Source organism: Pseudoalteromonas sp. MER144-MNA-CIBAN-0113 (assembly GCF_040308965.1).
Classification (GTDB): Bacteria; Pseudomonadota; Gammaproteobacteria; order Enterobacterales; family Alteromonadaceae; genus Pseudoalteromonas; species Pseudoalteromonas tetraodonis.
On record NZ_JBEOOG010000043.1, the window covers coordinates 1 to 22266 of the forward strand.

Consider the following 22266-nt stretch of genomic DNA (forward strand, 5'->3'; position numbering starts at 1 on the left):
GTTACAAACCTCGCGCCGCGATTAAACCGCCCCTAGTTTGAACAAATTTTAATCCGCAAAGGTCAACAGACCCTAGATAAAAAAAAGCGTTACAGTGTAACGCTTTTTTTTATGTGAACTAATTTAGCGCATATTAATTAAGGCCAAGCACATCTTTGCCTTGTTTGAAGGTCACATCTACAGGGATGTTCGCTTTGCTTAACTTTTCTAAATCTTTAGCTAGTTCCGCTTTAATATCGCCATGAGTTGCAATCAGTTGATCAACTTTTTCGTAATCACCGTCACCTTGCAGGGTTAAAATAAGGCGCGATAATTTAGCCATAGCGTCGCCCATTTTATCCATGTTGATGCTATACAAGCCGTCTTCATTTTTAGAGAAGGCACCTTCTTGAGCAAAAAAGTTAAAGCGGATCATGTTTGCTTTACCATGTGCACTTGATGCACCGAAACGCACAGAGCGGAAAATACCCGCCATAAAGGTGGTGTAGTAATCTTCTAACGTTCCTTCAGTGATTTCCCCTTTTTTAAGTAACTGTTCAACCATGTACAGACCAAGAATATCTGCTTTACCTTCTTCCAAGGCGCTAGCATGCTCTTGTAGAGATTGGCGAACGGTACCTTTGCCGGTAATAGTATTTTTAATACCTAAACCGTGAGCTACTTCATGGAACATAGTGTTAGCAAAAAATGCATCAAAGGTAATGTGTTTACGTTGCTCTGGCACAATTAACTGCTCTGCGATAGGGACTAAAATTTTATCAAACTTCGCTCGCATTGCATTTTTAAGCTGTAAGCGACGTGTGCCTTTTTCTAGCTGTACTTGCTCATCATTTGGTAAGTTAATTGCAATGGTTTTACTGCCGGCATTTGAGTGCCCAGCATAATAAACAACATCGTAGGCATTTAAGTCAGCATCTGATCCTGGTACTTCTTGCTTGTACTTGCTATCAACAGGTAAGCCTTTTTGCAGCTCAGGTAAAAAGGCAGCAAATTTAGCCAGGCGTTCGCTCCATTTTAAATCTTTAATTAGTACATACGATTCATAGGCAGCACGGTAACCAAATAATTGGTCTTCGTAGTTTTCAATTGGGCCAATAACAACATCGATAGGATTATTTTTCATATCCATCCAAGCAAAGTCAGAGGCTTGGAAATCATCGCTTTGTATTGCGTCAGCTCGTAAGTTTAGGTAGTTGGCAAATTCTTTGTCGTCAGCTAATTTGCTAGCGTCTCTAAGTAACTTAGCTGCTTGGGCAAGTTCTACGGCATATTCTTCTGAATAAGGCGTGCTGTATAAATTACCTAGTTCATCGCGTTTAATAAGTGAGTAAAGCCCTGTTTTATCTTTTACATCAGCGTTATTAAGCTCTTCTTTGGTGATGTCGGCCGGATAAAAACCTGCCCCAAGCGGCTTTTCTTTATAGCCAGATAAAAATACTTCATCGCCATTTAAGCGATCCCATGGGCCGTAGTTTATATCTGCAAACTGACGTACTTTTTCATCATCTAATTGTGCTAAAAAGCTTTGTTTATCTTCACCAAATGCTTGTTTCCAAAATAAATCGTCCATAATTTTTGAAGCATCAATAAGCTTGGCAACCATGGCTTTTTGGTTCTCAGATAAGTGTGACAAATCGCTTTGTAAGCTGAAGTCTGTGTATATGTCTAAGCGTTGACGGTCAATATTAACGAGTGTTGGCCCTGAAGGCGCTTGAGAAGCCGTTGGCGCTGAGCTTTGCGGCGTATTGTTTGAAGACGGTGCTTGCTCAGAACAGGCACTAAGAAAAACGATGCCAGAGAGCAGTATTGCTTGGCTAATTTTATTTAAGATCATTATATTGCCTTTAAAAAGTCTATTTTATAACTTGTATACTGTAAGTTAAGGTACTGAATGAGTATTAGTGTGCCTTAGCATGCTTGCATTAAAGCAAAACATACTAGCAAATAGCAAGTATTAGACGTTAGAGTGCACTAATGAGGGGCCGCTGGTAAATAATCAATAATTATCTACAATTCTTTCTATTTTAGGTATATGTTTAATACTACTAAGCTTTGAAATAATTAATAATATAAGACTTGCTGTAAAGTGTAGGTCATTAAGCAAAGGGATATTTTATGTCTACAGAAAATGCCTTACTCACTATTTTAGTTGACAGAATTAACAACGACACACTGGTGTTGCCTACGTTACCTGAGGTAGCGATTAAGGTTCGCCAAGCCGCAGATAACCCCGATGTTAATTTGATGCAAATGTCAGATGTGATAGCACATGATCCTGCATTGTCGGCGCGGATGATCAAAGTCGCAAATAGTGCAATTATGGGCCGAGCTGTAAAGGTGTCTAACTTGCACCAAGCCGTTACACGTATTGGGCTTAGGCAAATAAAAAATATTGCCACAGCCATGGCGATGGAGCAGTTATTTGTATCTAACAACGAGTTAATAAAAGGCTACATGGGAAAGGCGTGGCATAAAACGCTGCATGTGGCCTCGCACTCTATTTCATTAATGGAGTTTTACTTAAAAAGAAATACCCATACATCGCTAAATCGCGATGCCATTACATTAGCTTCATTAGTTTATAATATTGGGGTGTTACCCATTTTAACTGAAGCAGAGCGTCACCCTGAAGTGTTTGCAAGCCCCAGCTTTTTAGCCCATGCGATTCAACGTTTAAGTGGTAAAATTGGTGGTTCAATCATGAAAGCGTGGGAATTTCCTGATGTGTTTGTTGAGGTCGCGCAGCACTGGGCAGATGTGAATCATCGTACTGCTGAGGTGAGTTATATCGACTTTATTCGTGTTGGTGCAATCCTTGAGGGAACCTTACAAGTATCTGATAAGTCAGCAGCGCTGCAAACGTATATTGATAAAGGCATATTTCCTTCATTAGAAATGTTAGAGAGTGAAGAGTATTTGCATATGGTTGAAGACGTAAAAGAAATGTTTAGTTAATACCAATTTTATTAAAAACATGATTATTCTAGCGTATTAAATAATCCGCTACCTGCGTTAAAAATTATTTATATAGAACAACTATGTATCATAATTTTTGCCTTGTTATCGACTTATTTCTTTGTCGCTATAATAGATCACTAATTTAATGCAATTGGTATAACTTGTTTTTGAACAATAAAAAGCACGATTAATATCGTGCTTATATTTTTAATACTATTTTATAAAGCTTTTACGCTAAATCGTCAGCATCACCTAAGCCTTGTGTAAGCTCTTCTAGCAATTGCTTAATTTCTTCAGATGCAAGAATAAAATCAGCATCTAGTTTAACCGCCATATCTTCTTTAGGAATATCGGCATTTTCTTCTTTAAGTGTTTCTGAATAGCTTAAACGTTTAATTGAGCCATCGTTTTGTAGCATAAATTTAACGCGCTCTTGCCAATCAAGGGCAAGCTTAGTGACGCGCTTACCACTTTCAAGGTGCGACTTCACTTCGTCACACGATAGGTCATGGCCTTTAAGTTTTACCTGGGCGCCACTGTCATCAGCTTCTTCAAGTTCAGCGTCTGATCCAATTGCAAAGCCCTCTGGAGTACTAAAGTTAGTAAGCCAGTCAGTTAAAAATACGTCTAAATCATAATTAGCAAACGCAGGAACAACGGGTAATGTCCCTAATGATTTACGTAATAGAGCAAGTAGTTCCTCTGCTTTATTAAAGCTTGCACTATTAACTACCACCCACCCATTTTCTTGGTCTATAAAAGCAAACTGCAAGCTCGATTTTTTAAATGCTTGTGGCAATAAGGTGTGTAAGATGTTTTCTTTTAATTCATCTTTTTCTTTTTTCTTTACTGGGCGATTTTCTTCGGCTTCAATCTGATCAACTTTTTCTGCTACCAGCTCATTTATTACCGAGGCTGGTAATACTTTTTCTTCACGTTTAGCGCACACTAAAATACTTTTTTGTGAGAAATGAGACAGAGTTTCACCATGTTTACCAAATGCTTTTGTCCAACCAAATGTTGCCAACTCTTGGCCAGTACAAGGACGAAATAGATCTTGCTCTAATGCCTTATCAAAGTCTTCTTGTGTGTATGAAACGTCTTGTTTAAAGCGATAGCATATAAGGTTACTAAACCACATAGGGGAATGATCCATTTAAAAAATTTGTGCAATCATAGCAATAAAAGCCGCTTCTAGAAACGGCTGATTTAGCTTAATCGAGTTTAAAAAGTGGCAGGGGAGATGACATGTTTTTAGGGAACGAAATACGGTAGTGTAACCCTTGCCCAGGCTCACTACTTACTTCAATTTTACCATTGAGCGTTTGTTTTACTAGATTAAAAATAATATGAGCACCTAAGCCGCTGCCACCCTCATCACGCTTGGTGGTAAAAAATGGGTCAAATAAACGCTTTAGTTGAGCCGGTTTTAAACCTAAACCGTTATCTTGATAATTAATGATGAGGTCGTTTTCATCAGTATTCACATCTATGGTGATTTGGCCGCTGTTTATATTTTCAAAACCATGCACTAATGAGTTCATAATTAGGTTCGTAAATATTTGGCTAATGACTCCCGCAGGTAAGTTAATAATTAAATCATCTGGGCAATGTAGGCGAATGCTGTGAGATGTTTTTTTAATTTGTGGGTGCAAAGAGCGTATAACTTCGTTGATGTAGTCTTTAAAGTTAATTGTTCTTAGGGCTTCACTGGCCTGATCTACCGCAATTTGTTTAAAGCTGGTTATTAAATCTGAGGCACGTTCTAAGTTGTGAGAGAGCAGTTGAGCGCTTTGCGCTGCATCATTAATAAAGCCTTCTAACGCCGCAGACGATAATGATTTATTTTTATACGCAGTTTCTATTTCGGTTAATCGCTCTTGTAAAAAAGAGGTGGCAGTAACGCCAATACCAATAGGGGTATTAATTTCATGAGTGATCCCCGCCACTAAGCCGCCTAATACCGCCATTTTTTCTGAGCCAACCAGTTGCTCTTGCGCAAAGCTTAATTCATCGAGCGAGCTTTGCAGCTGAGTTTGTTTGCTTAACAGTTCTTGTTCGGTTTGCTTTCGTAAATCGACTTCCTCTGTTAAAACTGCTTTTTGTCGCTCTAGTTCATATTTTTGTTGCTGTAGATCGATCATTGCTTGGCTTAAATTTGATGTTTTACGCGCAACATCCTGTTCAAGTTGTAAGTTTTGTTGATCCAGTTTTTGATTGCTTTCAATTAGGTCATGCTGAGTTTGTTTTAACTCTTTTTTATACTCAACAACCTTCGAAATCAGATTGTTAAAAGAGCGTTCCATTACTTTAAGCTCGTTATTTTCATCGGTGACTATTTTAACCTGTTGACCATCAAGCTCTTCTAACTCAAGGTATTCAATTTGCTCGGTTAATTGAGTAAGGGGCTCGGTGAGTAACTTTCTAAATGCAATTAAAAATAAGATGATTAAAAAAGTAGTTTTAATCATGGCATTACCAATCAAAAAGTAGATAGAGAGCATAATGCGACTAAAAATTACATCGCGACTAGAAAATAAAGTAACATCGCCTACTTGCGTTGCTCGTCCTGAAAACTCAAAAATAAGTGGGAATGTATAGCCAAATAAACCGGCTTTGGTGTCCTCTACCATAACATCTTCTTGCACAAGTTGCTGGCTGTAAAGATTGTGAATATTTAGCGCGCGGCCTAATTGAGAAATAATAGCGCCATTATCGTCACGAATAATAACCCCCTCAACCATAGGTATATCGAGTAATCCTTCGGCGGTTGTGGTGGTTTGCTTTATATTTAGCTCCCAAATTGCTCTGGTTAAACTTCTACCAAAGGTCTTTTGTAATGTGCCAAGTTCATCGCGTATGTAATCTTTAGTATTGACGTACTCTGCGAAAATTTGCCCGCAGGTCACCACAAAGGTCAGTATAAAATAAACTGATAAAACCCGAGTGAGTAACTTTGTTGAAAGACTTTTTTGCGGCATGGGAGGCTTATATTTCCTTAAATTATTCAACTGTTAATGTACGCTTATAAACATTAGTTAATAAATGATTAAAAATAAACATATATTTTATAATATTGCTATTTAGCGTTGTTAAATAAGCAATCATTCTGTTCTATATGCATTGGGTTTCTATTTGAGAACCGTTGGTTTGGATAGGCTGTTTTTTACTTGGAAATAGTTAATTTACTAATTTGTATTGTGCAATTAAGCATTTTATTGATAACGTTAATAAAAGTTACAATAAATAATCTGCTCGTTGCTAATTTGGTTATAATTTTGACTGTTGCGGATTGGGCAACCAACTAATTTTACAGTGGGTTTAGGTGTTTTGTATGAGTTTAATTAATGAGTCATTATGATGCGTTTTTCTATTTTAGTCTGTGATGATTCCACCGTTGCTCGCAAACAGGTAATGCGCTGTTTAAAAGAATGTATTGATGCCGATATTCAGCAAGCAACTAACGGTAAAGAGGCGTTGGAGCAATTGCGTCAAAGGCATTTCGATCTCCTGTGTCTTGATTTAACCATGCCTGAAGTTGATGGTATTGAAGTACTTGAGCAAATCAAAATTTCTAAAATAGAGTCTTATGTATTAGTGATCTCTGCTGATATCCAACAAAAAATGCAAGCACGTGTCGCGCAACTAGGCGCAATCGATTTTATTCATAAGCCAATTAATAAAACGCAACTGAGTACAGTTTTGCATAAGTTTGGCATTTATTAATAAATTTCATGATGAAAAAGACTGTTTTATCTGCTAATTTAGGGTTGACAGAATAGCCTGTGTTAAGGCAGTCTTAAGCTTATGAAAACATTTAGTCTTGTAACGACCATTATTATTACAACCACCATTCTTACTGGATAGTGGCATAGGTCGGTGCAACAAATTTAAAGGCCTGTGTTCACTTAGAACACAGGCCTTTTTTCGTTTTATGGAATGAGGAAACATAAAAAATGCGCGTATTAAAATTTGGCGGCTCATCGCTCGCTGATTTTGCCTGTTTAGAGCAAGTTGCTGCACTCGCTAAGGCACAATTAAAAGATGAAATGTTACTAGTACTGTCAGCCCCAGGTGGCATGACTGACTCGTTAGTTAATTTAGCTAGTACTGCAGAGCAGGGGCATGACTTTAGCGAACAATGGCATTCACTGGCTAGCCGATGCAACATGCTTAAAGCAGCGGTAGAGGAAAAGCAAGGAGCAGTTCAAAACTGGCCTGACTTTAACGAACTTAAAAATAAGCTTGATGGTATTGCACTGATAAAGTGCTGCCCTGATCAGGTCAGAGCATTCATTATTAGTTTTGGTGAGCGTGTTAGCGTATCGCTAATGCAAAGTCTATTAGCCGATCATAACGCGCATTATTTACAAGCAACAGATTGTATTGTTTCAACCGGCGGATACATAGACGCAGAAGCGGATTTAGTGGCCAGTAAGGCACGTTTTCAAGCTGTGTTAAAAGAATCCCCTGCGACGGTTTACATTATGCCTGGTTTTACTGCAAGTAATGATGAAGGGGAGCTCACAACGCTTGGTCGTAATGGGTCTGACTACTCGGCGGCGATTGCTGCGGCGTGTTTAGAGGCGCAAGTGTGCCAAATATGGACTGACGTTGATGGTGTATACAGCGCCGATCCGCGTTATATCAAAAAAGCCACTAAGGTTGATTTCCTATCTTACAAAGAGGCGATGGAGCTTTCTTATTTTGGCGCTAAAGTGTTGCACCCTAAAACTATCCTACCGTGTGCAAAAGCTGGAGTGCCATGCGAAATTAAAAACACTCATAACCCAGATGCGCAAGGCTCACTAATTAGTAACGATACGGTATCTGATGAACCAGTAAAAGCACTCTCAAGCCTACAAAACTTAGCTATGTTGACCGTTTCAGGCCCTGGTATGAAGGGCAAAGTGGGCATGGCATCGAAAGTATTTAATGCATTAGCGCATGATAACGTGTCAATTGTACTCATTACCCAGTCATCATGTGAATTTAGCATTAGCTTTTGTGTGCATGAAAGCGATTTAAATCTAGCGTTAAGTGCGTTGCAAGTAGCCTTTGACTTAGAGTCAAAAGCGGGGCTCATTGAGCCGGTAAATGTGCAACGTAATTTAGCAATAGTAACGTTAGTTGGTGATAACATGCGTGCCCATAAGGGGTTAGCGGCTAAGTTTTTTGCATCGCTTGCACAAGCGCAAGTAAACATTGTTGCCATAGCGCAAGATTCAACAGAAAGTGCTATTTCAGCCGTTATTGACGGTGAATTATGTAATGACGCGGTTAAAATTTGCCATGAAAACTTCTTTACTCATGTGCCTTCAATTGATGTGTTTTTATTGGGCTGTGGCTTAGTCGGCCAAGAGCTAATTAACCAACTTGAGCGTCAACAAGCATGGCTTGAAAAGCGTAATATTAAATTAAACCTATATGGTGTTGCCAACTCTCGTCAATTACACCTTGATGGTGAGGGGATTGCGTTTGATGATTGGCAGCAAAAACTGGCGCAGTCAGAGCAAGCGTTTGATTTAAAACTGGTCGAGCAGTTTGTTAAGCAAAATCATTTAGTTAATCCAGTGCTAGTTGACTGTACTTCATCAGATGCCTTAGCTGCACAATATGTAGATTTTTTAAATGCAGGTTTTCATGTTGTGGCTGCCAATAAAAAAGCCACCACGAGCTCATATACGTATTACCAAGATTTAATTGCAGCAACACATAAAAATAATCGAAAGTTTTTATACGAAACTAACGTAGGTGCAGGTTTACCTGTAATCGATAACTTGCAATCGTTGTTTGGTGCAGGTGATGAGTTACTTGAGTTTAGTGGTATTTTATCAGGCTCGCTTTCATACATGTTTGGAGCACTAGAAGATGGTTTATCACTTTCTGAAGCAACAATTAAAGCCAAAGAAAGCGGGTTTACAGAGCCCGATCCGCGCGATGACTTATCGGGAACTGACGTAGCACGTAAATTACTGATCATTGCACGCGAAGCCGGTATGAAATTAGAGCTTAGCGATATTGAAGTGGAGTCGGTTTTACCGCCAGGTTTTGCCCAAGGTGACAATGTGGAGCAGTTTATGGCGAAATTACCTAGCTTAGATGCTGGTTTTAACGACCGTGTTCAAAGTGCAGCAAGTGAAGGTAAAGTACTTCGCTATGTAGGCACAATTAAAAATGGTCACTGTAAGGTCGGAATCGAAGCGGTGGATTCATCACATGCATTGAATGTTATTCGTGATGGTGAAAATGCGCTGGCTATTTTAAGCCAATACTACCAACCGCGTCCGTTTGTAATTCGTGGTTATGGGGCTGGCTCTGCAGTAACGGCTGCGGGTGTATTTGCAGACATATTAAAAACATTATCTCGCTAGGAGTCAGTCATGATTGAAGTATATGCTCCGGCGTCTATTGGTAATTTTGCCGTTGGCTTTGATGCGCTGGGCGCCGCACTTGCGCCCATTGATGGCGGTTTATTAGGTGATGTGGCGGTTGTTAGTGCCGCATCGAGTGATGAATTTATTTGTACAGGCGACTATGCACATAAGCTACCTAGTGATGCGCAAGAAAATTTAGCGTATCAGTGTTTAGTGCACTTTAGAGCGCATGTTGCGCCTGATATGCCTGCGGTAAAGCTCGAACTTAGGAAAAATTTGCCGATTGGTTCGGGATTAGGCTCAAGTGCCTGCTCTGTGGTGGCGACATTTGCAGCACTGGATAAATTTGCCAAAACTAATTTAAGCCAAGTAGAGCTCATTGAGCTTATGGCAGATTTTGAAGCAGTTGTAAGTGGGGGGCGCCATTACGATAACATCACACCGTGTTATTTAGGTGGCTTACAGTTAACCGGTGATTTAATTCCTGATAAATCTATTGCTTTACCTGTTGATGAAAGCTGGTATTACGTTGCCGCATTTCCGGGTTTTTCGCTCAATACCGCAAAAGCGCGCTCTGTTTTACCAAAAGAGCTAAGTATGCATGCCGGGGTTGAGTTTGCTCAGCGTTTATCGGCGTTTAGTAGCTTACTGTTAACAGGGCGTTTTGATGATGCATTAAGCATTATGAAAGACGAAATAGCAGAGCCATACCGTGCGCCACTTATAAGCGGCTTTAGTGATGCCAAAGCAAGCTTACCAGCACTGGGTGCTGAAGTTGTGAGTATTTCAGGCGCAGGGCCGACCTTGTTTAGTGTATGTAAAACGCTTGAAGCGGCAGAGCAATGCGCGCAGTGGCTAGAGGAAAATTACATCAACGAACAAGGCTTTTGCCATATTTGTAAATTAGATAACGACGGCACGCGTCAATTAAATGTTTTATAGGATAAAGAGTCATGCAATTACATAATTTAAAAGAATATTCACAAAAAGTGTCGTTTGTTGAAGCTGTAAAAACAGGACTAGGGCGTAATCAAGGTGTGTTTTTTCCAGAGTCGTTAGCGCCATTAAGTGATGTTGATGCATTACTAGATATGGACTTTGTTACTCGCAGCGGCAAAATTTTATCGCACCTTATTGGTGACGAGCTACCAAGTGATACTGTTGCCCAGATGGTTAAGAATGCGTTTAACTTTCCGGTTAAGCTGGTGGAAGTTGAAGATAATACCTATTGCTTAGAGTTATTTCACGGGCCAACACTGGCATTTAAAGATTTTGGTGGCCGTTTTATGGCCGAGTGCTTGGCGCAATTTAATCAAGGTGAAAAAGTCACTATTTTAACTGCAACATCGGGTGATACCGGGGCTGCCGTAGCGCATGCTTTTTATAACAAACCAAATATTGATGTCGTTATTTTATACCCTAAAGGTAAAATTTCATTAGCGCAGCAAAAGTTATTTACAACGCTTGGTGACAACATTCACTGTTATGCGATTGAGGGTAGTTTTGATGATTGCCAAGAATTGGTTAAAAAATCATTTTTAGATGAAGAGCTAAAATCGAAGTTAGGTTTAAACTCAGCAAATTCAATTAACATTAGCCGTTTAGTCGCGCAGGTGTGTTATTACTTTGAAGCCATTGCACAGCTGCCAAAAGAAAAGCGTGCTACAGCGCATATTTCAGTACCGAGTGGTAACTTTGGTAATGTGTGTGCGGCTATGATTGGCGCGGTTATTGGTATGCCAGTTGGTAAACTAAGTGCGACTACAAACCAAAACGACACAGTACCGCGCTTTATGCTTGATAAAAATTGGACGCCTAATGCGACAATTGAATCGCTTTCAAATGCAATGGATGTGAGTAAACCTAATAACTGGCCACGTGTGCAATCAATGTTAGATAATAACTGGTTTAGTTATGATAACTTTTATTCGGTGAGTGTTGATGAGCAGCAAACACAAACAGTGATGAAAAAAATTCAACAGCTTGGCTATATTGCAGAGCCTCACACCGCAATTGCTTACCAAGGTCTTGTAGAAAATAAGGCAGCAGATGCTGTGGGGATTTTTTTAGCGACTGCGCATCCGGCCAAATTTAAAGACAGCGTTGAGGATATCCTTAATGTTGAATTAGATATGCCAAAGCCGTTAGCTGATGCATTAGCAAAACCGTGTTTAGCCACTGATATGCACAACGATTATGATATTTTGCGTACAGAGTTGTTTAAAAAGCTTGCCTAAAAAAGGCAGATAATAAAAGCGGCTTAGGCCGCTTTTTTTGTTTGTTTATGCATCGCTTTAGACATAACGCATAAGCTATATAAATGTAGTAAATAAAATTCATTTAAAATTGTTATTAGTTTATAAAAAAATATCATCATCAAAATGCTGTGAAATAGTTTCAATCCCTGTTTAAATATCCTCAACTTAAGAGCGTAGGCAAAACGTCGTTTTAAGCGTACAATAAAGCCTCTAAAAAATACCCATACACGTTGCCCAGGAGACCCCAATGTTAGAACGTAGCATGAATATTTCGGACTTTGATCCAGAGTTATTTGACGCGATGAGCAAAGAAACATCACGTCAGGAAGAGCATATTGAGTTAATTGCATCTGAAAACTACTGTAGCCCACGCGTACTTGAAGCGCAGGGTTCTCAGCTGACTAACAAATACGCTGAAGGTTACCCGGGCAAACGTTACTACGGTGGCTGTGAGCACGTAGACGTGGTAGAGCAACTTGCTATTGACCGCGCAAATGAATTATTTGGTACAGATTACGCAAACGTACAGCCTCATGCCGGTTCACAAGCGAATGCTGCTGTTTTCCAAGCTCTTTTAAGCCCACTTGATACTGTATTAGGCATGAGCCTAGCGCACGGTGGTCATTTAACGCACGGCTCACACGTCAACTTCTCTGGTAAAACATACAACGCAATTCAGTATGGCCTTAACGAAGAAACTGGCGAAATTGATTACGCACAAGTTGAAGCGTTAGCACTTGAGCACAAACCAAAAATGATCATTGCTGGTTTTTCTGCATACTCAGGTATTGTTGATTGGGCTAAGTTCCGTGAAATTGCAGACAAAGTAGGTGCTTACTTATTTGTTGATATGGCGCACGTTGCAGGTTTAATTGCTGCGGGTGTTTACCCAAGCCCAGTGCCATTTGCTCACGTTGTAACAACCACAACACACAAAACATTAGCGGGTCCTCGCGGTGGTTTAATCATCTCTGCGTGTGGCGATGAAGAAATTTACAAAAAGCTAAACAGCGCTGTTTTCCCAGGTGGCCAAGGTGGTCCTTTATGTCATGTTATTGCTGCTAAAGCGGTTGCATTTAAAGAAGCACTTCAACCTGAGTTTAAAACATACCAAGCACAAGTTGTTAAAAATGCACAAGCAATGGTTGCCGTATTACAAGAGCGCGGCTACAAAGTAGTATCGGGTAAAACTGACAACCACTTATTCTTACTTGATTTAATCGACAAAGATATCACAGGTAAAGATGCAGATGCTGCCCTAGGTAACGCGAATATCACGGTTAACAAAAACTCAGTACCGAACGATCCTCGTTCACCATTTGTTACTTCTGGTTTGCGTATTGGTTCACCAGCAATCACTCGTCGTGGCTTTAAAGAAGCAGAGTCAAAAGAGTTAGCGGGCTGGATCTGTGACGTACTAGACAACATCGAAGATGAGTCAGTACAAGCGCAAGTAAAAGAAAAAGTGAAAGCAATTTGTGCAAAATTACCTGTTTACGCTTAATCCAAGAGTAAAATAGTAATTTAGATCACAACTGCATACATTTTTGTTATGATAATGGCCGCTATAATAGCGGCCATTTTTTGTTTTTAAAACGGAAACACACAGTTATGCATTGCCCATTTTGCACCGCCAAAGATACTAAAGTTATTGATTCTCGCCTTGTAGGTGGGGGACACCAAGTACGTAGACGTCGTGAATGTAATGAATGCCACGAACGATTTACCACCTTTGAAGGGGCTGAATTAGTGATGCCACGGGTCATCAAGCAAGATGGCAGCCGCGAACCGTTTAATGAAGATAAGTTACTAAATGGCTTAACTCGCGCCCTCGAAAAACGCCCCGTAAGCACTGAACAAGTTGACGAAGTGGTTAATATTATTAAATCGCAGCTGCGAGCCACTGGCGAACGCGAAGTGTCTAGCCATTTGGTGGGTGAGTGCATTATGGAAGCGCTTAAAAAGTTAGATAAAGTGGCCTATGTAAGATTTGCCTCTGTATATCGCTCGTTTGAAGATATACGCGAATTTGGTGAAGAAATAGCCCGCTTAGGGGAATAGTAATGACCAAGCAAAGTTCGTTTTCAGAGGATGATAAACGCTACATGGCTCGCGCTATTGAACTGGCAAAAAAAGGGCGCTTTACCACCACTCCTAATCCTAATGTTGGCTGCGTACTCGTAAAAAACAATAAAGTAATAGGTGAAGGGTTTCATCAGTTAGCGGGCCAAGGTCATGCAGAGGTAAACGCACTGGCTATGGCTGGCGAAAATGCCAAAGGCGCAACCGCTTATGTAACCCTAGAGCCTTGCAGTCATTATGGTCGAACACCGCCTTGTGCTGAAGGGCTAAAAGCAGCCGGTGTTAAAAAAGTGATTGCCGCAATGGTTGACAGCAACCCGCAAGTTGCAGGCAAAGGTCTGAAAATTTTAGCGGATGCTGGTATAGAAGTCGCTTACGGGTTACTTGAAGCGCAAGCTCGCGCATTAAACCTTGGGTTTTTTAAGCGCATGGAGCAGGGATTACCCTTTGTGACTTGCAAAATGGCCGCAAGTATAGATGGTAAAACGGCGCTTAAAAACGGGCAAAGTAAATGGATAACTGGCCCCGCAGCGCGCCAAGATGTGCAACTATACCGAGCACAAAACTGTGCAATTTTAACCGGTGCCGATACGGTATTAATGGATGATGCAAAATTAAATGTGCGCCCAGAAGAGTTACCGTATTCTTTACCAACTGATTTACCACTGCGCCAACCGGTTCGCGTTGTTATTGACTCACAAAATAGACTTACCCCTGATCTTGCCTTATTTTCAATTCAAAGTGAGGTGATAATATTTACCACTAAGGTTGATAAATCGCATCAGTGGCCTCATTTTGTTAAACAGATTGAAGTACCTGAAAATAATAATAAAGTAGATTTACTGGCCGTGTTAAACACGCTTGCCCAATTGCAGTTTAATAATGTGTGGCTAGAGGCCGGAGCAACACTGGCCGGTAAAATGACAGAACTTGATTTAATTGATGAGTTTGTTTTTTACATTGCTCCTAAATTAATGGGCAGCGATGCTAAAAGTTTACTAAATTTCCCAGAGTTAATGAGTATGCAAAATACCATTAATTTAACTTTTAATGAGTGTGTGCCAATCGGTGATGATTTACGTATCACAGCACACAAAAAAGCTCATTAATCATTTTATATAAAGAGTAGCACTATGTTTACTGGAATAGTTGAAGCGACAGGTAAAATTACGTTATTACAAAAAAAACAAGGTGATTTAGCTATTCGTATCCAAAGTAAAAACCTTGATATGAGTGATGTTAAGTTAGGTGACAGTATTGCAACCAATGGTGTCTGCCTGACGGTTGTTGATAAGCATATTGACGGCTTTAGTGCTGACTTATCAAATGAAACGATTAGCTTAACGGGATTTGCACATTACGCATTAGGGCAAACCGTTAATCTAGAAAAGGCGATGCAACCTGTCTCGCGCCTCGGTGGTCATTTAGTGTCTGGCCATGTAGATGGCATTGCTACTATCACAGCGATTAATGCCAATGCGCGAGCAACAGAATATTGGTTAGCCACCGATGAAAATTTAATGAAATACATTCCTTACAAAGGGTCGGTTTGTATTGATGGTATTAGCCTGACGGTTAATGCGGTTGAAGGTAATAAATTTAAACTGACGATTGTGCCGCATACCAGCGGGCAAACGACCATAGCTGACTTTAAAGTTGGCACCCAAGTTAATTTAGAGGTCGACCAAATAGCACGTTATTTAGAGCGCCTAGTTAGAGGGGCTGAACAACCTACGGGTTCAGATATTTCGATGAGCTTACTCGCTAAAGCGGGCTTTATAAAATAACGACATTGACAACTTATACGAGCAACTTATGAATTTAAACAGCGCACAAGAAATAATTGATGACATTAAAGCCGGTAAAATGGTTATTTTAATGGATGATGAAGACAGAGAAAATGAAGGCGATTTAATTATTGCTGCTGAACACATTAGTGCAGAAGCGATTAACTTTATGGCGACTCATGGCCGTGGACTAATTTGTTTAACGATGACTCAAGAGCGTTGCTCGCAGCTTGATTTACCATTAATGGTAAAAAATAATGGTGCCGCATTCTCAACTAATTTCACTATGTCGATTGAAGCATCAAAAGGGGTTACCACAGGTATTTCTGCAGCGGATCGTGCCCGCACTGTTCAAGCTGCCATCGCGAAAGGCGCTGTGCCAAGCGATATTGTACAACCAGGTCATATTTTTCCTATTATGGCGCAACCAGGCGGCGTGTTAACACGTGCCGGGCATACAGAAGCGGGGTGTGACTTAGCGCGTTTAGCAGGGCTTGAGCCATCATCAGTGATTGTAGAAATCCTAAATGAAGATGGCACCATGGCGCGTCGTCCTGATTTAGAAGTATTTGCTAAGCAACATGATATTAAAATTGGCACCATTGCTGATTTGATCGAGTACCGCAACCTAAACGAAACCACAATTGAGCAAGTTGCAAAATGTAAATTGCCAACTGAACATGGTGAGTTTGACTTAGTGACATACAAAGACACCATTGATGGGCAGTTACACTATGCATTGCTTAAAGGTGAAATAAAACAACAAGAACCGACCTTAGTACGTGTGCATTTACAAAGTACCTTTAACGATATTTTACTCTCTGATCGCAATGCTGACCGTAGTTGGGGTTTATCGCAAGCAATGGCTTATATTGCTGAGCATAATGGCGCCTTAGTTATTTTAGGTAAGCAAGAAAGCACTGAAGAGTTAGAAGCCACAGTGAAAGCATTTGCCGCAGCTGATGCGGGTGAAAATGTGACGCCACGTAAATTTCAAGGTACTTCGCGCACCGTAGGTGTGGGTTCGCAAATTCTGGCTGATTTAGGTATTCAAAAAATGCGTTTGATGAGTTTACCTAAAAAATACCATGCATTATCAGGGTTCCATTTAGAAGTGGTTGACTACGTAGAGCCACAATAATTACGCGCTAGGTTATTATTTTATTTATGTGGTATAATGCGCATCAATTTTTGCGCAACCGAAATCGCTTAAACTTATTTTTAGGGTTATCAAATGAAAATTATTGAAGGTAATAAATACGCTCCAGGCAAAAAGTTTGCCATTGTCATTTCTCGTTTTAATGACTTTATTGGTAGTAGCTTGCTTGCAGGTGCTGTTGATGAGCTAAAACGTACTGGTGGAGTATCAGAAGACGATATTACCGTGATTTACGTACCCGGTGCGGTTGAATTACCTTTAGCAGCGAAACGCGTTGCAGCAAAAAAAGAATATGATGCAATTATCGCCTTAGGTGTAGTGATCAGAGGGGGCACGCCTCACTTTGATCTCGTCGCTGGCGAGTCAAATAAAGGGCTTGCACAAGTATCGCTTGAGTATGATATCCCGGTTGCATTTGGCGTATTAACCACTGAAAGCATTGAGCAAGCAATTGAGCGCGCAGGTACCAAAATGGGTAACAAAGGTGGCGAAGCTGCTTTAGGTGCGCTTGAAATGGTTAATGTGTTAGATAAAATTTAAGTTTAAGGAATTTTTGTGAAACCAGCAGCAAGACGTAAAGCACGTATCTTAGCACTTCAAGCCGTGTATTCATGGCAATTAAGCGGCAATGCAATTGCCGATATCGAACAACAAATGTTGATCGAAAACGATGTGACTAAAATTGATGTTGAATATTTTAAAGATTTAGCGCGTGGAGTTGCCGTAAATCATAAGCAACTAGACGAAGCTGTATCGCCTCATTTAACTCGTCCATTTGATGAATTAGACGAAGTTGAACGTGCAATCTTACGTTTAAGCAGCTACGAGCTTAAATTTCGTGAAGATGTTCCTTACAAAGTGGCTATCAATGAAAGCATTGAATTAGCGAAAATGTTTGGCGCTGAAGATAGCCATAAATTTGTAAACGGTGTACTTGATAAAGCTGTAAAACAGTTACGCAAGTCATAACAACTTAAGCTGCATATTAATTCAGTGAGTTGTTATAAATAACCGTTAAAAAGGAGAGCCGGCATAGGCCGGCTTTTTTGTGTATGAAGGAATTTGAATTAATTAATCACTACTTTAAAGGTCGCGGTATCACTCGTCGCGATGTTAATTTAGGGATTGGAGACGACTGTGCGCTTGTCACAGTACCAGCAAACTGTCAGCTTGCTGTAACAACAGATACCTTAGTTGCTGGGGTGCATTTTTTTCATGATATCTCTCCTCGCGCATTAGGGCATCGAGCTCTGGCAGTAAATTTAAGTGATTTAGCTGCCATGGGCGCAGAGCCTACATGGGTATCGGTTGCACTCACGTTGCCAAGTATCGATCCACAATGGATTGCAGAGCTGACTGACGGTATGCATGAAATTGCTGAGTACTTTAATGTACAAATTATTGGTGGCGATACGACTCAAGGCCCTCTCAGTATTACTATTTGTGCAAAAGGCACGGTTCCTGAAGGTAAAGCACTGCGTCGAAGTGGCGCAAAAGTGGGCGACTGGATTTTTGTAACCGGACCGCTAGGTGATGCTGGTTTGGCAATTGAGTCAAAAAAACAAGGTTTGCCAGTTGCACCTGAACATTTAAAGCATATTAATAAATGTTTAAACTTTCCAACGCCACGCGTGGCCGCCGGACAAGCTTTGCGTGGCTTAGCGTCATCAGCTATTGATATTTCAGACGGTTTACTTGCTGATTTAAGTCACATTTTGGATTTGTCACAGGTCAGTGCAACAATCAATATTGAAAATGTACCTACTTCTGATGCAATGCAAGCGAGTCTTGATTTTGAGCAACAGCTTCCTTTTATACTCAACTATGGCGATGACTATGAACTACTTTATACCGTCCCAGACAGTAATAAGAGTATGCTCGATATTAAGTTGCGCCAATACGGTGTAGAAGCAACCTGTATCGGCCAAATCAAAAGTGGTGACGGGAATATAGAATTATTACACCAAGGTGAAAAGTTTGTTTTTGAGCACAAAGGCTTTGAGCACTTTTCCAAGGAGCAGGTTTGAATAAAAACCGATTATTTAATTTAAAACGCCCACATCAATTTTTTGGTTTGGGTTTTGGTACAGGGCTTGCGCCTAAAGCCCCAGGTACATTTGGTACTTTAGCGGCGTTACCGTTTATTTTTATTACCATGCATTTTCCGTTATGGTTACAAATTGTATTTGCGGTGGTGATCAGTATATTTGGTATTTGGGCATGTGGAAAAACAGCTGATGACCTCCAAGTTCATGACCACCCCGCTATTGTTTGGGATGAAGTCGCTGGTTACTATATAACGATGATTGGTGCAGCACTGAATTGGCAAACATTATTAGTGGGCTTTTTACTATTTCGCTTTTTTGATATAGCAAAGCCAGGGCCGATTCGTATACTTGATAAACGTGCTCATGGTGGGTTTGGTATTATGGCCGATGATGTACTTGCAGGTATTTTTTCGCTTATTTGTTTGCAAGCATTGATAAAAGTAGGTTTACTACCCTTTTAATTTATTATTTGTTTAACTAGGTGGCAGCACTATGATGCGATTTTTATTGGTTTGTGTACTCTTGATGTGTGCCATGCCAAGTACGGCTTCAATTACTGATTACGTAGTTAAACAATGGAACATTAAAGACGGACTTCCCTCACAATCCCTCAAAAGTGTGGTGCAAGATAACCAAGGCTACATGTGGCTTGGTACGCAATTCGGGTTAAGCCGATTTGATGGTAACACTTTTACTAATTACAACACTCAAAATAGTCTGTTTTTACCCAGCAATGGCATCAATAAATTACTGATTGATGGCCAAGGACTATTATGGATAGGCACGAAAAACGGCCTAGTTGTTATAGACCCAGAAAAGCTAACCGCACAAGAGTTTAATATTAAAGGCCCTGTTAGAGATATTCTTGAAGACTCTAAAGGCAGTATTTGGATAGCAGCTAATGGGCTTTATTACATAGACAGAGGCCAGATAGAGCTGCGCGACCAGCTAAACAATCCGAGCCCTATCGTAAATGCCACTGCGATCACCCAAATAGTAGGGTCAGTCAGTAAAATGGCGCTCTCACCAGAGGGAATTTGGCTGGTTAACGACCGTAATTTATTACGCCTGACGCAAAGCGCGTCTGACTTTTCTAAATTACGCTTAGAACTAACTGCTAAAGTGGCTCTGCCTGATCGTTTAGCGCAAACCATTGTTCACGATCTATCGTTTTTAAATGGTAATTTGTACCTAGCTTCTGAGTTAGGGGCTTACTTTTTAGATTTAGATGACGAGCTACGTCCGTTTCCACTGCCCAATGCTAATAACTCAGCTGTGTATAAGTTTATGAGCGATGGTAATGGCGGCTTGTGGATATCAACCTATGGACGTTTATTATTTAGAGCTAAATCTAATGATTGGCAGTGGGTTGAACCCAGCCAATTAGATCAGAGCATTTGGTTTGCCGATATATTTAGAGATGATGAAAATAACATATGGCTAGCGAGTTTTAGTGAAGGGTTATGGCTTGCTCACGAAGGGCGAATAGAGCGCCATTCAGCCATTTCTAAAATGACCGAAGCGGTGATGGCTATTAGTAAATCACCTGATGGTAAATTATGGATTGCCAATAAAAGTGGCATTGGTTATTTTGATGCCGATAAAACCTTTATTAATGTTATCAATAGTGCCAAGTATGGAAATGCCTCGGTACATGACCTGCAATTTGATGGCGATCGCCTTTATATTGCTACTGGCAGAGGCTTGTTTTTCTATGAGTCGAACACCTTATATAGTTTCCCTGCTCGTGCGTTGAGCGATAACCCTGTTTTTGCAATTAGCACTTCAACTAAAGGCGGCTTTTGGGTAGGCACCGGACGAGGGTTATATCGTCTAAATTATAATGGCTTAAACCCTTTTGCGTACAATGCGTTCTTAGGTAGTAAGTTTGTTACTTATGTTCTAGATAAACCAAATTTTGGCGTGATTGGTACCAGTAAAGGCGCGTATTACTTTACTGAACGCGGGATAGAAAAAATAGGTGACCAAACCACCTTAGAAAGTGCGTACGTTACTAGCATTTTACACATTAAAGGCGTAGGTATTTTAATTGGTTCGTTGAATGATGGTTTGTTTTATCGCAGTGGACAAGGGCAGTGGCAGCAATTAGATGCCGCCAATGGGCTGCCATATGGTTCTATATTTAGTCTTGAGTACGATGATACTACAAAACGCATTTGGGTAAGCACCATGAAAGGGGTTTATCGCATGCCAGTTGAGCAATTCAAAGCCAACATTGAAAGCCTAAAAGTGGAGGAAGTGATCTCTTCATTTGATCGACAGCTCGATGGTAAAGCAAGTCAATGCTGTAATGGTTTAGGCCATGATGCGGTGGTTGATATGGATAATTCAATTTGGTATCCCAGCTTGCAAGGCGTTGTAGAAATTCCTAAAGACGTAGAATTATTTGGACTGCGTTCACTTAAACCAACTATAGAAACTTTAACCACGCCATCACGAAAACTTGCTGCGGCTGCGTTAGGTAAAAAGCCAGTACTTAAAACTGACGAGCGTGATGTAACGCTTACCTATACCGCTATCGATTATTATGCACCTGCAAGTATAGAGTTTAGGTATAAACTCAATGGACTTGATAATGATTGGCGCTATGCAAATACCCGCCGAGAAGCAATTTACACTAACTTACCAGCAGGTATGTTTTTATTTGAATTAGAGACAAAACGTCAAGGTGAAGATTGGGGCAAAGCGCAATCGGCCGAATACGCTTTTGTGGTGCCTGAACGATTTGGTGAAACTATATATTTTAGATTACTGATCACCAGTGGTTTTGTGTTGCTCTTTTATTTGGTGTTTTGGGTATTTAAAGTTCAAGAGCGACGTAAGCAGCAGGTTCTTGAGGGGCTTATTACTGAGCGAACCCTTGAGCTTCGCCAAGCAAACGATAAATTAAACCAAGTAAACTCTCAGCTTAAACTTGTTAGTCACTCTGATGAGCTAACAGGGCTGAGAAGTCGCCGTTTTTTGTTTGATCAACTACCAAAAGATATTGAGCATTTTCAGCGTAACTCGCAGTCATTACAGGCTCAAGGTAAATCGTTGGTGTTGTTAATTATTAATTTAGATAACTTTAGCCGCATTAACGATGCCTATGGTCCTATTGCTGGAGATAGCTGTTTACAACAAGTAGCAGCATTACTTAACTCGCGTACCCAAGGTTCTGATTATGTTGCCCGTTGGAGTGGTGATGAGTTTTTACTGTTATTGCGCGATTTTAAATGTAATTTAATCGACAGCTATGTATATGAATTATGCCAAGCAATTGCTGATTATTCGTTTCAGCTTCCTAACGGTGAAACAACCAATATAACAGCGTCAGTCGGGTGGTCGTTCTATCCGTTACCTCTCTTAGGTGGGCAAGTTATTAGCTGGGAAACATCAATTAATCTAGCTGACATAGCATTACATCAAGTTAAAAAACGCGGCGGCGATGGCGTCGCTAATATTACCTTTGACGAGCAATTAGATGCATTTGAGTTTGAGCAAAACCCCAATGTTGAACAGCAAATTGGTTTGTTACAAAGCAATGGTCTAGCCGATATTAAGGTATGGATGCGCTAGAGGTTATAGATGAGCAAT

18 protein-coding genes are annotated in these 22266 nt (G+C 40.4%); 15 read left to right on the top strand and 3 right to left on the bottom strand.

Going from position 1 to position 22266, the window contains the following annotated elements:
* Window positions 1-133: 133 nt before the first annotated feature.
* On the bottom strand, window positions 134-1834 hold the full coding sequence (locus AAEY57_RS12035) for a DUF8614 domain-containing protein (RefSeq protein ID WP_013464222.1): 1701 nt from the start codon (window positions 1832-1834) through the stop codon (window positions 134-136).
* A gap of 281 nt (window positions 1835-2115) precedes the next feature.
* On the opposite strand from AAEY57_RS12035, the gene AAEY57_RS12040 reads away from it, so the two are divergent.
* Complete coding sequence (locus tag AAEY57_RS12040; protein ID WP_013464223.1) at window positions 2116-2955, top strand: HDOD domain-containing protein; 840 nt, start codon at window positions 2116-2118, stop codon at window positions 2953-2955.
* Between the two features lie 232 nt (window positions 2956-3187).
* Here AAEY57_RS12040 and rdgC read toward each other — a convergent pair whose 3' ends face one another.
* Together rdgC and AAEY57_RS12050 are read right to left on the bottom strand one after the other, a co-directional pair.
* Complete coding sequence (gene rdgC / locus AAEY57_RS12045) at window positions 3188-4099, bottom strand: recombination-associated protein RdgC (RefSeq protein WP_008111993.1); 912 nt, start codon at window positions 4097-4099, stop codon at window positions 3188-3190.
* 73 nt (window positions 4100-4172) lie between these two features.
* On the bottom strand, window positions 4173-5939 hold the full coding sequence (locus tag AAEY57_RS12050) for an ATP-binding protein (RefSeq protein ID WP_013464224.1): 1767 nt from the start codon (window positions 5937-5939) through the stop codon (window positions 4173-4175).
* Window positions 5940-6315: 376 nt separating this feature from the next.
* On the opposite strand from AAEY57_RS12050, the gene AAEY57_RS12055 reads away from it, so the two are divergent.
* The 14 genes from AAEY57_RS12055 (at window position 6316) to AAEY57_RS12120 (ending at window position 22248) form a co-directional block, all read left to right on the top strand.
* Window positions 6316-6684 carry a response regulator gene (locus AAEY57_RS12055; RefSeq protein ID WP_024601555.1) on the top strand — a complete coding sequence of 123 codons (369 nt, stop codon included), beginning with the start codon at window positions 6316-6318 and terminating at the stop codon, window positions 6682-6684.
* Between the two features lie 230 nt (window positions 6685-6914).
* The gene (gene thrA / locus AAEY57_RS12060) at window positions 6915-9332 is read left to right on the top strand and encodes a bifunctional aspartate kinase/homoserine dehydrogenase I (RefSeq protein ID WP_013464226.1); all 2418 of its coding nucleotides are present in this window, start codon (window positions 6915-6917) and stop codon (window positions 9330-9332) included.
* A gap of 9 nt (window positions 9333-9341) precedes the next feature.
* Window positions 9342-10277, top strand: coding sequence for a homoserine kinase (gene thrB, locus AAEY57_RS12065; protein ID WP_013464227.1), 936 nt, complete (start codon window positions 9342-9344; stop codon window positions 10275-10277).
* Between the two features lie 11 nt (window positions 10278-10288).
* Window positions 10289-11572 carry a threonine synthase gene (thrC, locus tag AAEY57_RS12070; protein ID WP_013464228.1) on the top strand — a complete coding sequence of 428 codons (1284 nt, stop codon included), beginning with the start codon at window positions 10289-10291 and terminating at the stop codon, window positions 11570-11572.
* A gap of 268 nt (window positions 11573-11840) precedes the next feature.
* Complete coding sequence (gene glyA / locus AAEY57_RS12075) at window positions 11841-13097, top strand: serine hydroxymethyltransferase (RefSeq protein ID WP_013464229.1); 1257 nt, start codon at window positions 11841-11843, stop codon at window positions 13095-13097.
* 107 nt (window positions 13098-13204) lie between these two features.
* Window positions 13205-13654: a transcriptional regulator NrdR gene (gene nrdR / locus AAEY57_RS12080; protein ID WP_010390928.1), complete on the top strand. Its 450-nt coding sequence runs from the start codon at window positions 13205-13207 to the stop codon at window positions 13652-13654.
* A gap of 2 nt (window positions 13655-13656) precedes the next feature.
* Window positions 13657-14784, top strand: coding sequence for a bifunctional diaminohydroxyphosphoribosylaminopyrimidine deaminase/5-amino-6-(5-phosphoribosylamino)uracil reductase RibD (ribD, locus tag AAEY57_RS12085; protein WP_350607944.1), 1128 nt, complete (start codon window positions 13657-13659; stop codon window positions 14782-14784).
* Between the two features lie 24 nt (window positions 14785-14808).
* Complete coding sequence (locus AAEY57_RS12090; protein ID WP_262976181.1) at window positions 14809-15462, top strand: riboflavin synthase; 654 nt, start codon at window positions 14809-14811, stop codon at window positions 15460-15462.
* Between the two features lie 28 nt (window positions 15463-15490).
* Window positions 15491-16603: a bifunctional 3,4-dihydroxy-2-butanone-4-phosphate synthase/GTP cyclohydrolase II gene (ribBA, locus tag AAEY57_RS12095; protein ID WP_013464232.1), complete on the top strand. Its 1113-nt coding sequence runs from the start codon at window positions 15491-15493 to the stop codon at window positions 16601-16603.
* 93 nt (window positions 16604-16696) lie between these two features.
* Window positions 16697-17161 carry a 6,7-dimethyl-8-ribityllumazine synthase gene (ribH, locus tag AAEY57_RS12100; RefSeq protein WP_008110216.1) on the top strand — a complete coding sequence of 155 codons (465 nt, stop codon included), beginning with the start codon at window positions 16697-16699 and terminating at the stop codon, window positions 17159-17161.
* A 15-nt stretch (window positions 17162-17176) separates the two neighbouring features.
* Window positions 17177-17590 (top strand): transcription antitermination factor NusB, encoded by a 414-nt coding sequence (nusB, locus tag AAEY57_RS12105; protein WP_008110215.1) that lies wholly within the window; start codon window positions 17177-17179, stop codon window positions 17588-17590.
* Window positions 17591-17673: 83 nt separating this feature from the next.
* Window positions 17674-18648 carry a thiamine-phosphate kinase gene (gene thiL, locus AAEY57_RS12110; RefSeq protein WP_350607945.1) on the top strand — a complete coding sequence of 325 codons (975 nt, stop codon included), beginning with the start codon at window positions 17674-17676 and terminating at the stop codon, window positions 18646-18648.
* Complete coding sequence (locus AAEY57_RS12115) at window positions 18645-19130, top strand: phosphatidylglycerophosphatase A family protein (RefSeq protein WP_008110211.1); 486 nt, start codon at window positions 18645-18647, stop codon at window positions 19128-19130. The genes thiL and AAEY57_RS12115 overlap by 4 nt, the downstream gene beginning before the upstream one ends.
* A gap of 31 nt (window positions 19131-19161) precedes the next feature.
* Window positions 19162-22248 (top strand): diguanylate cyclase domain-containing protein, encoded by a 3087-nt coding sequence (locus AAEY57_RS12120; protein WP_350607946.1) that lies wholly within the window; start codon window positions 19162-19164, stop codon window positions 22246-22248.
* The last annotated feature ends 18 nt before the right edge of the window (window positions 22249-22266 follow it).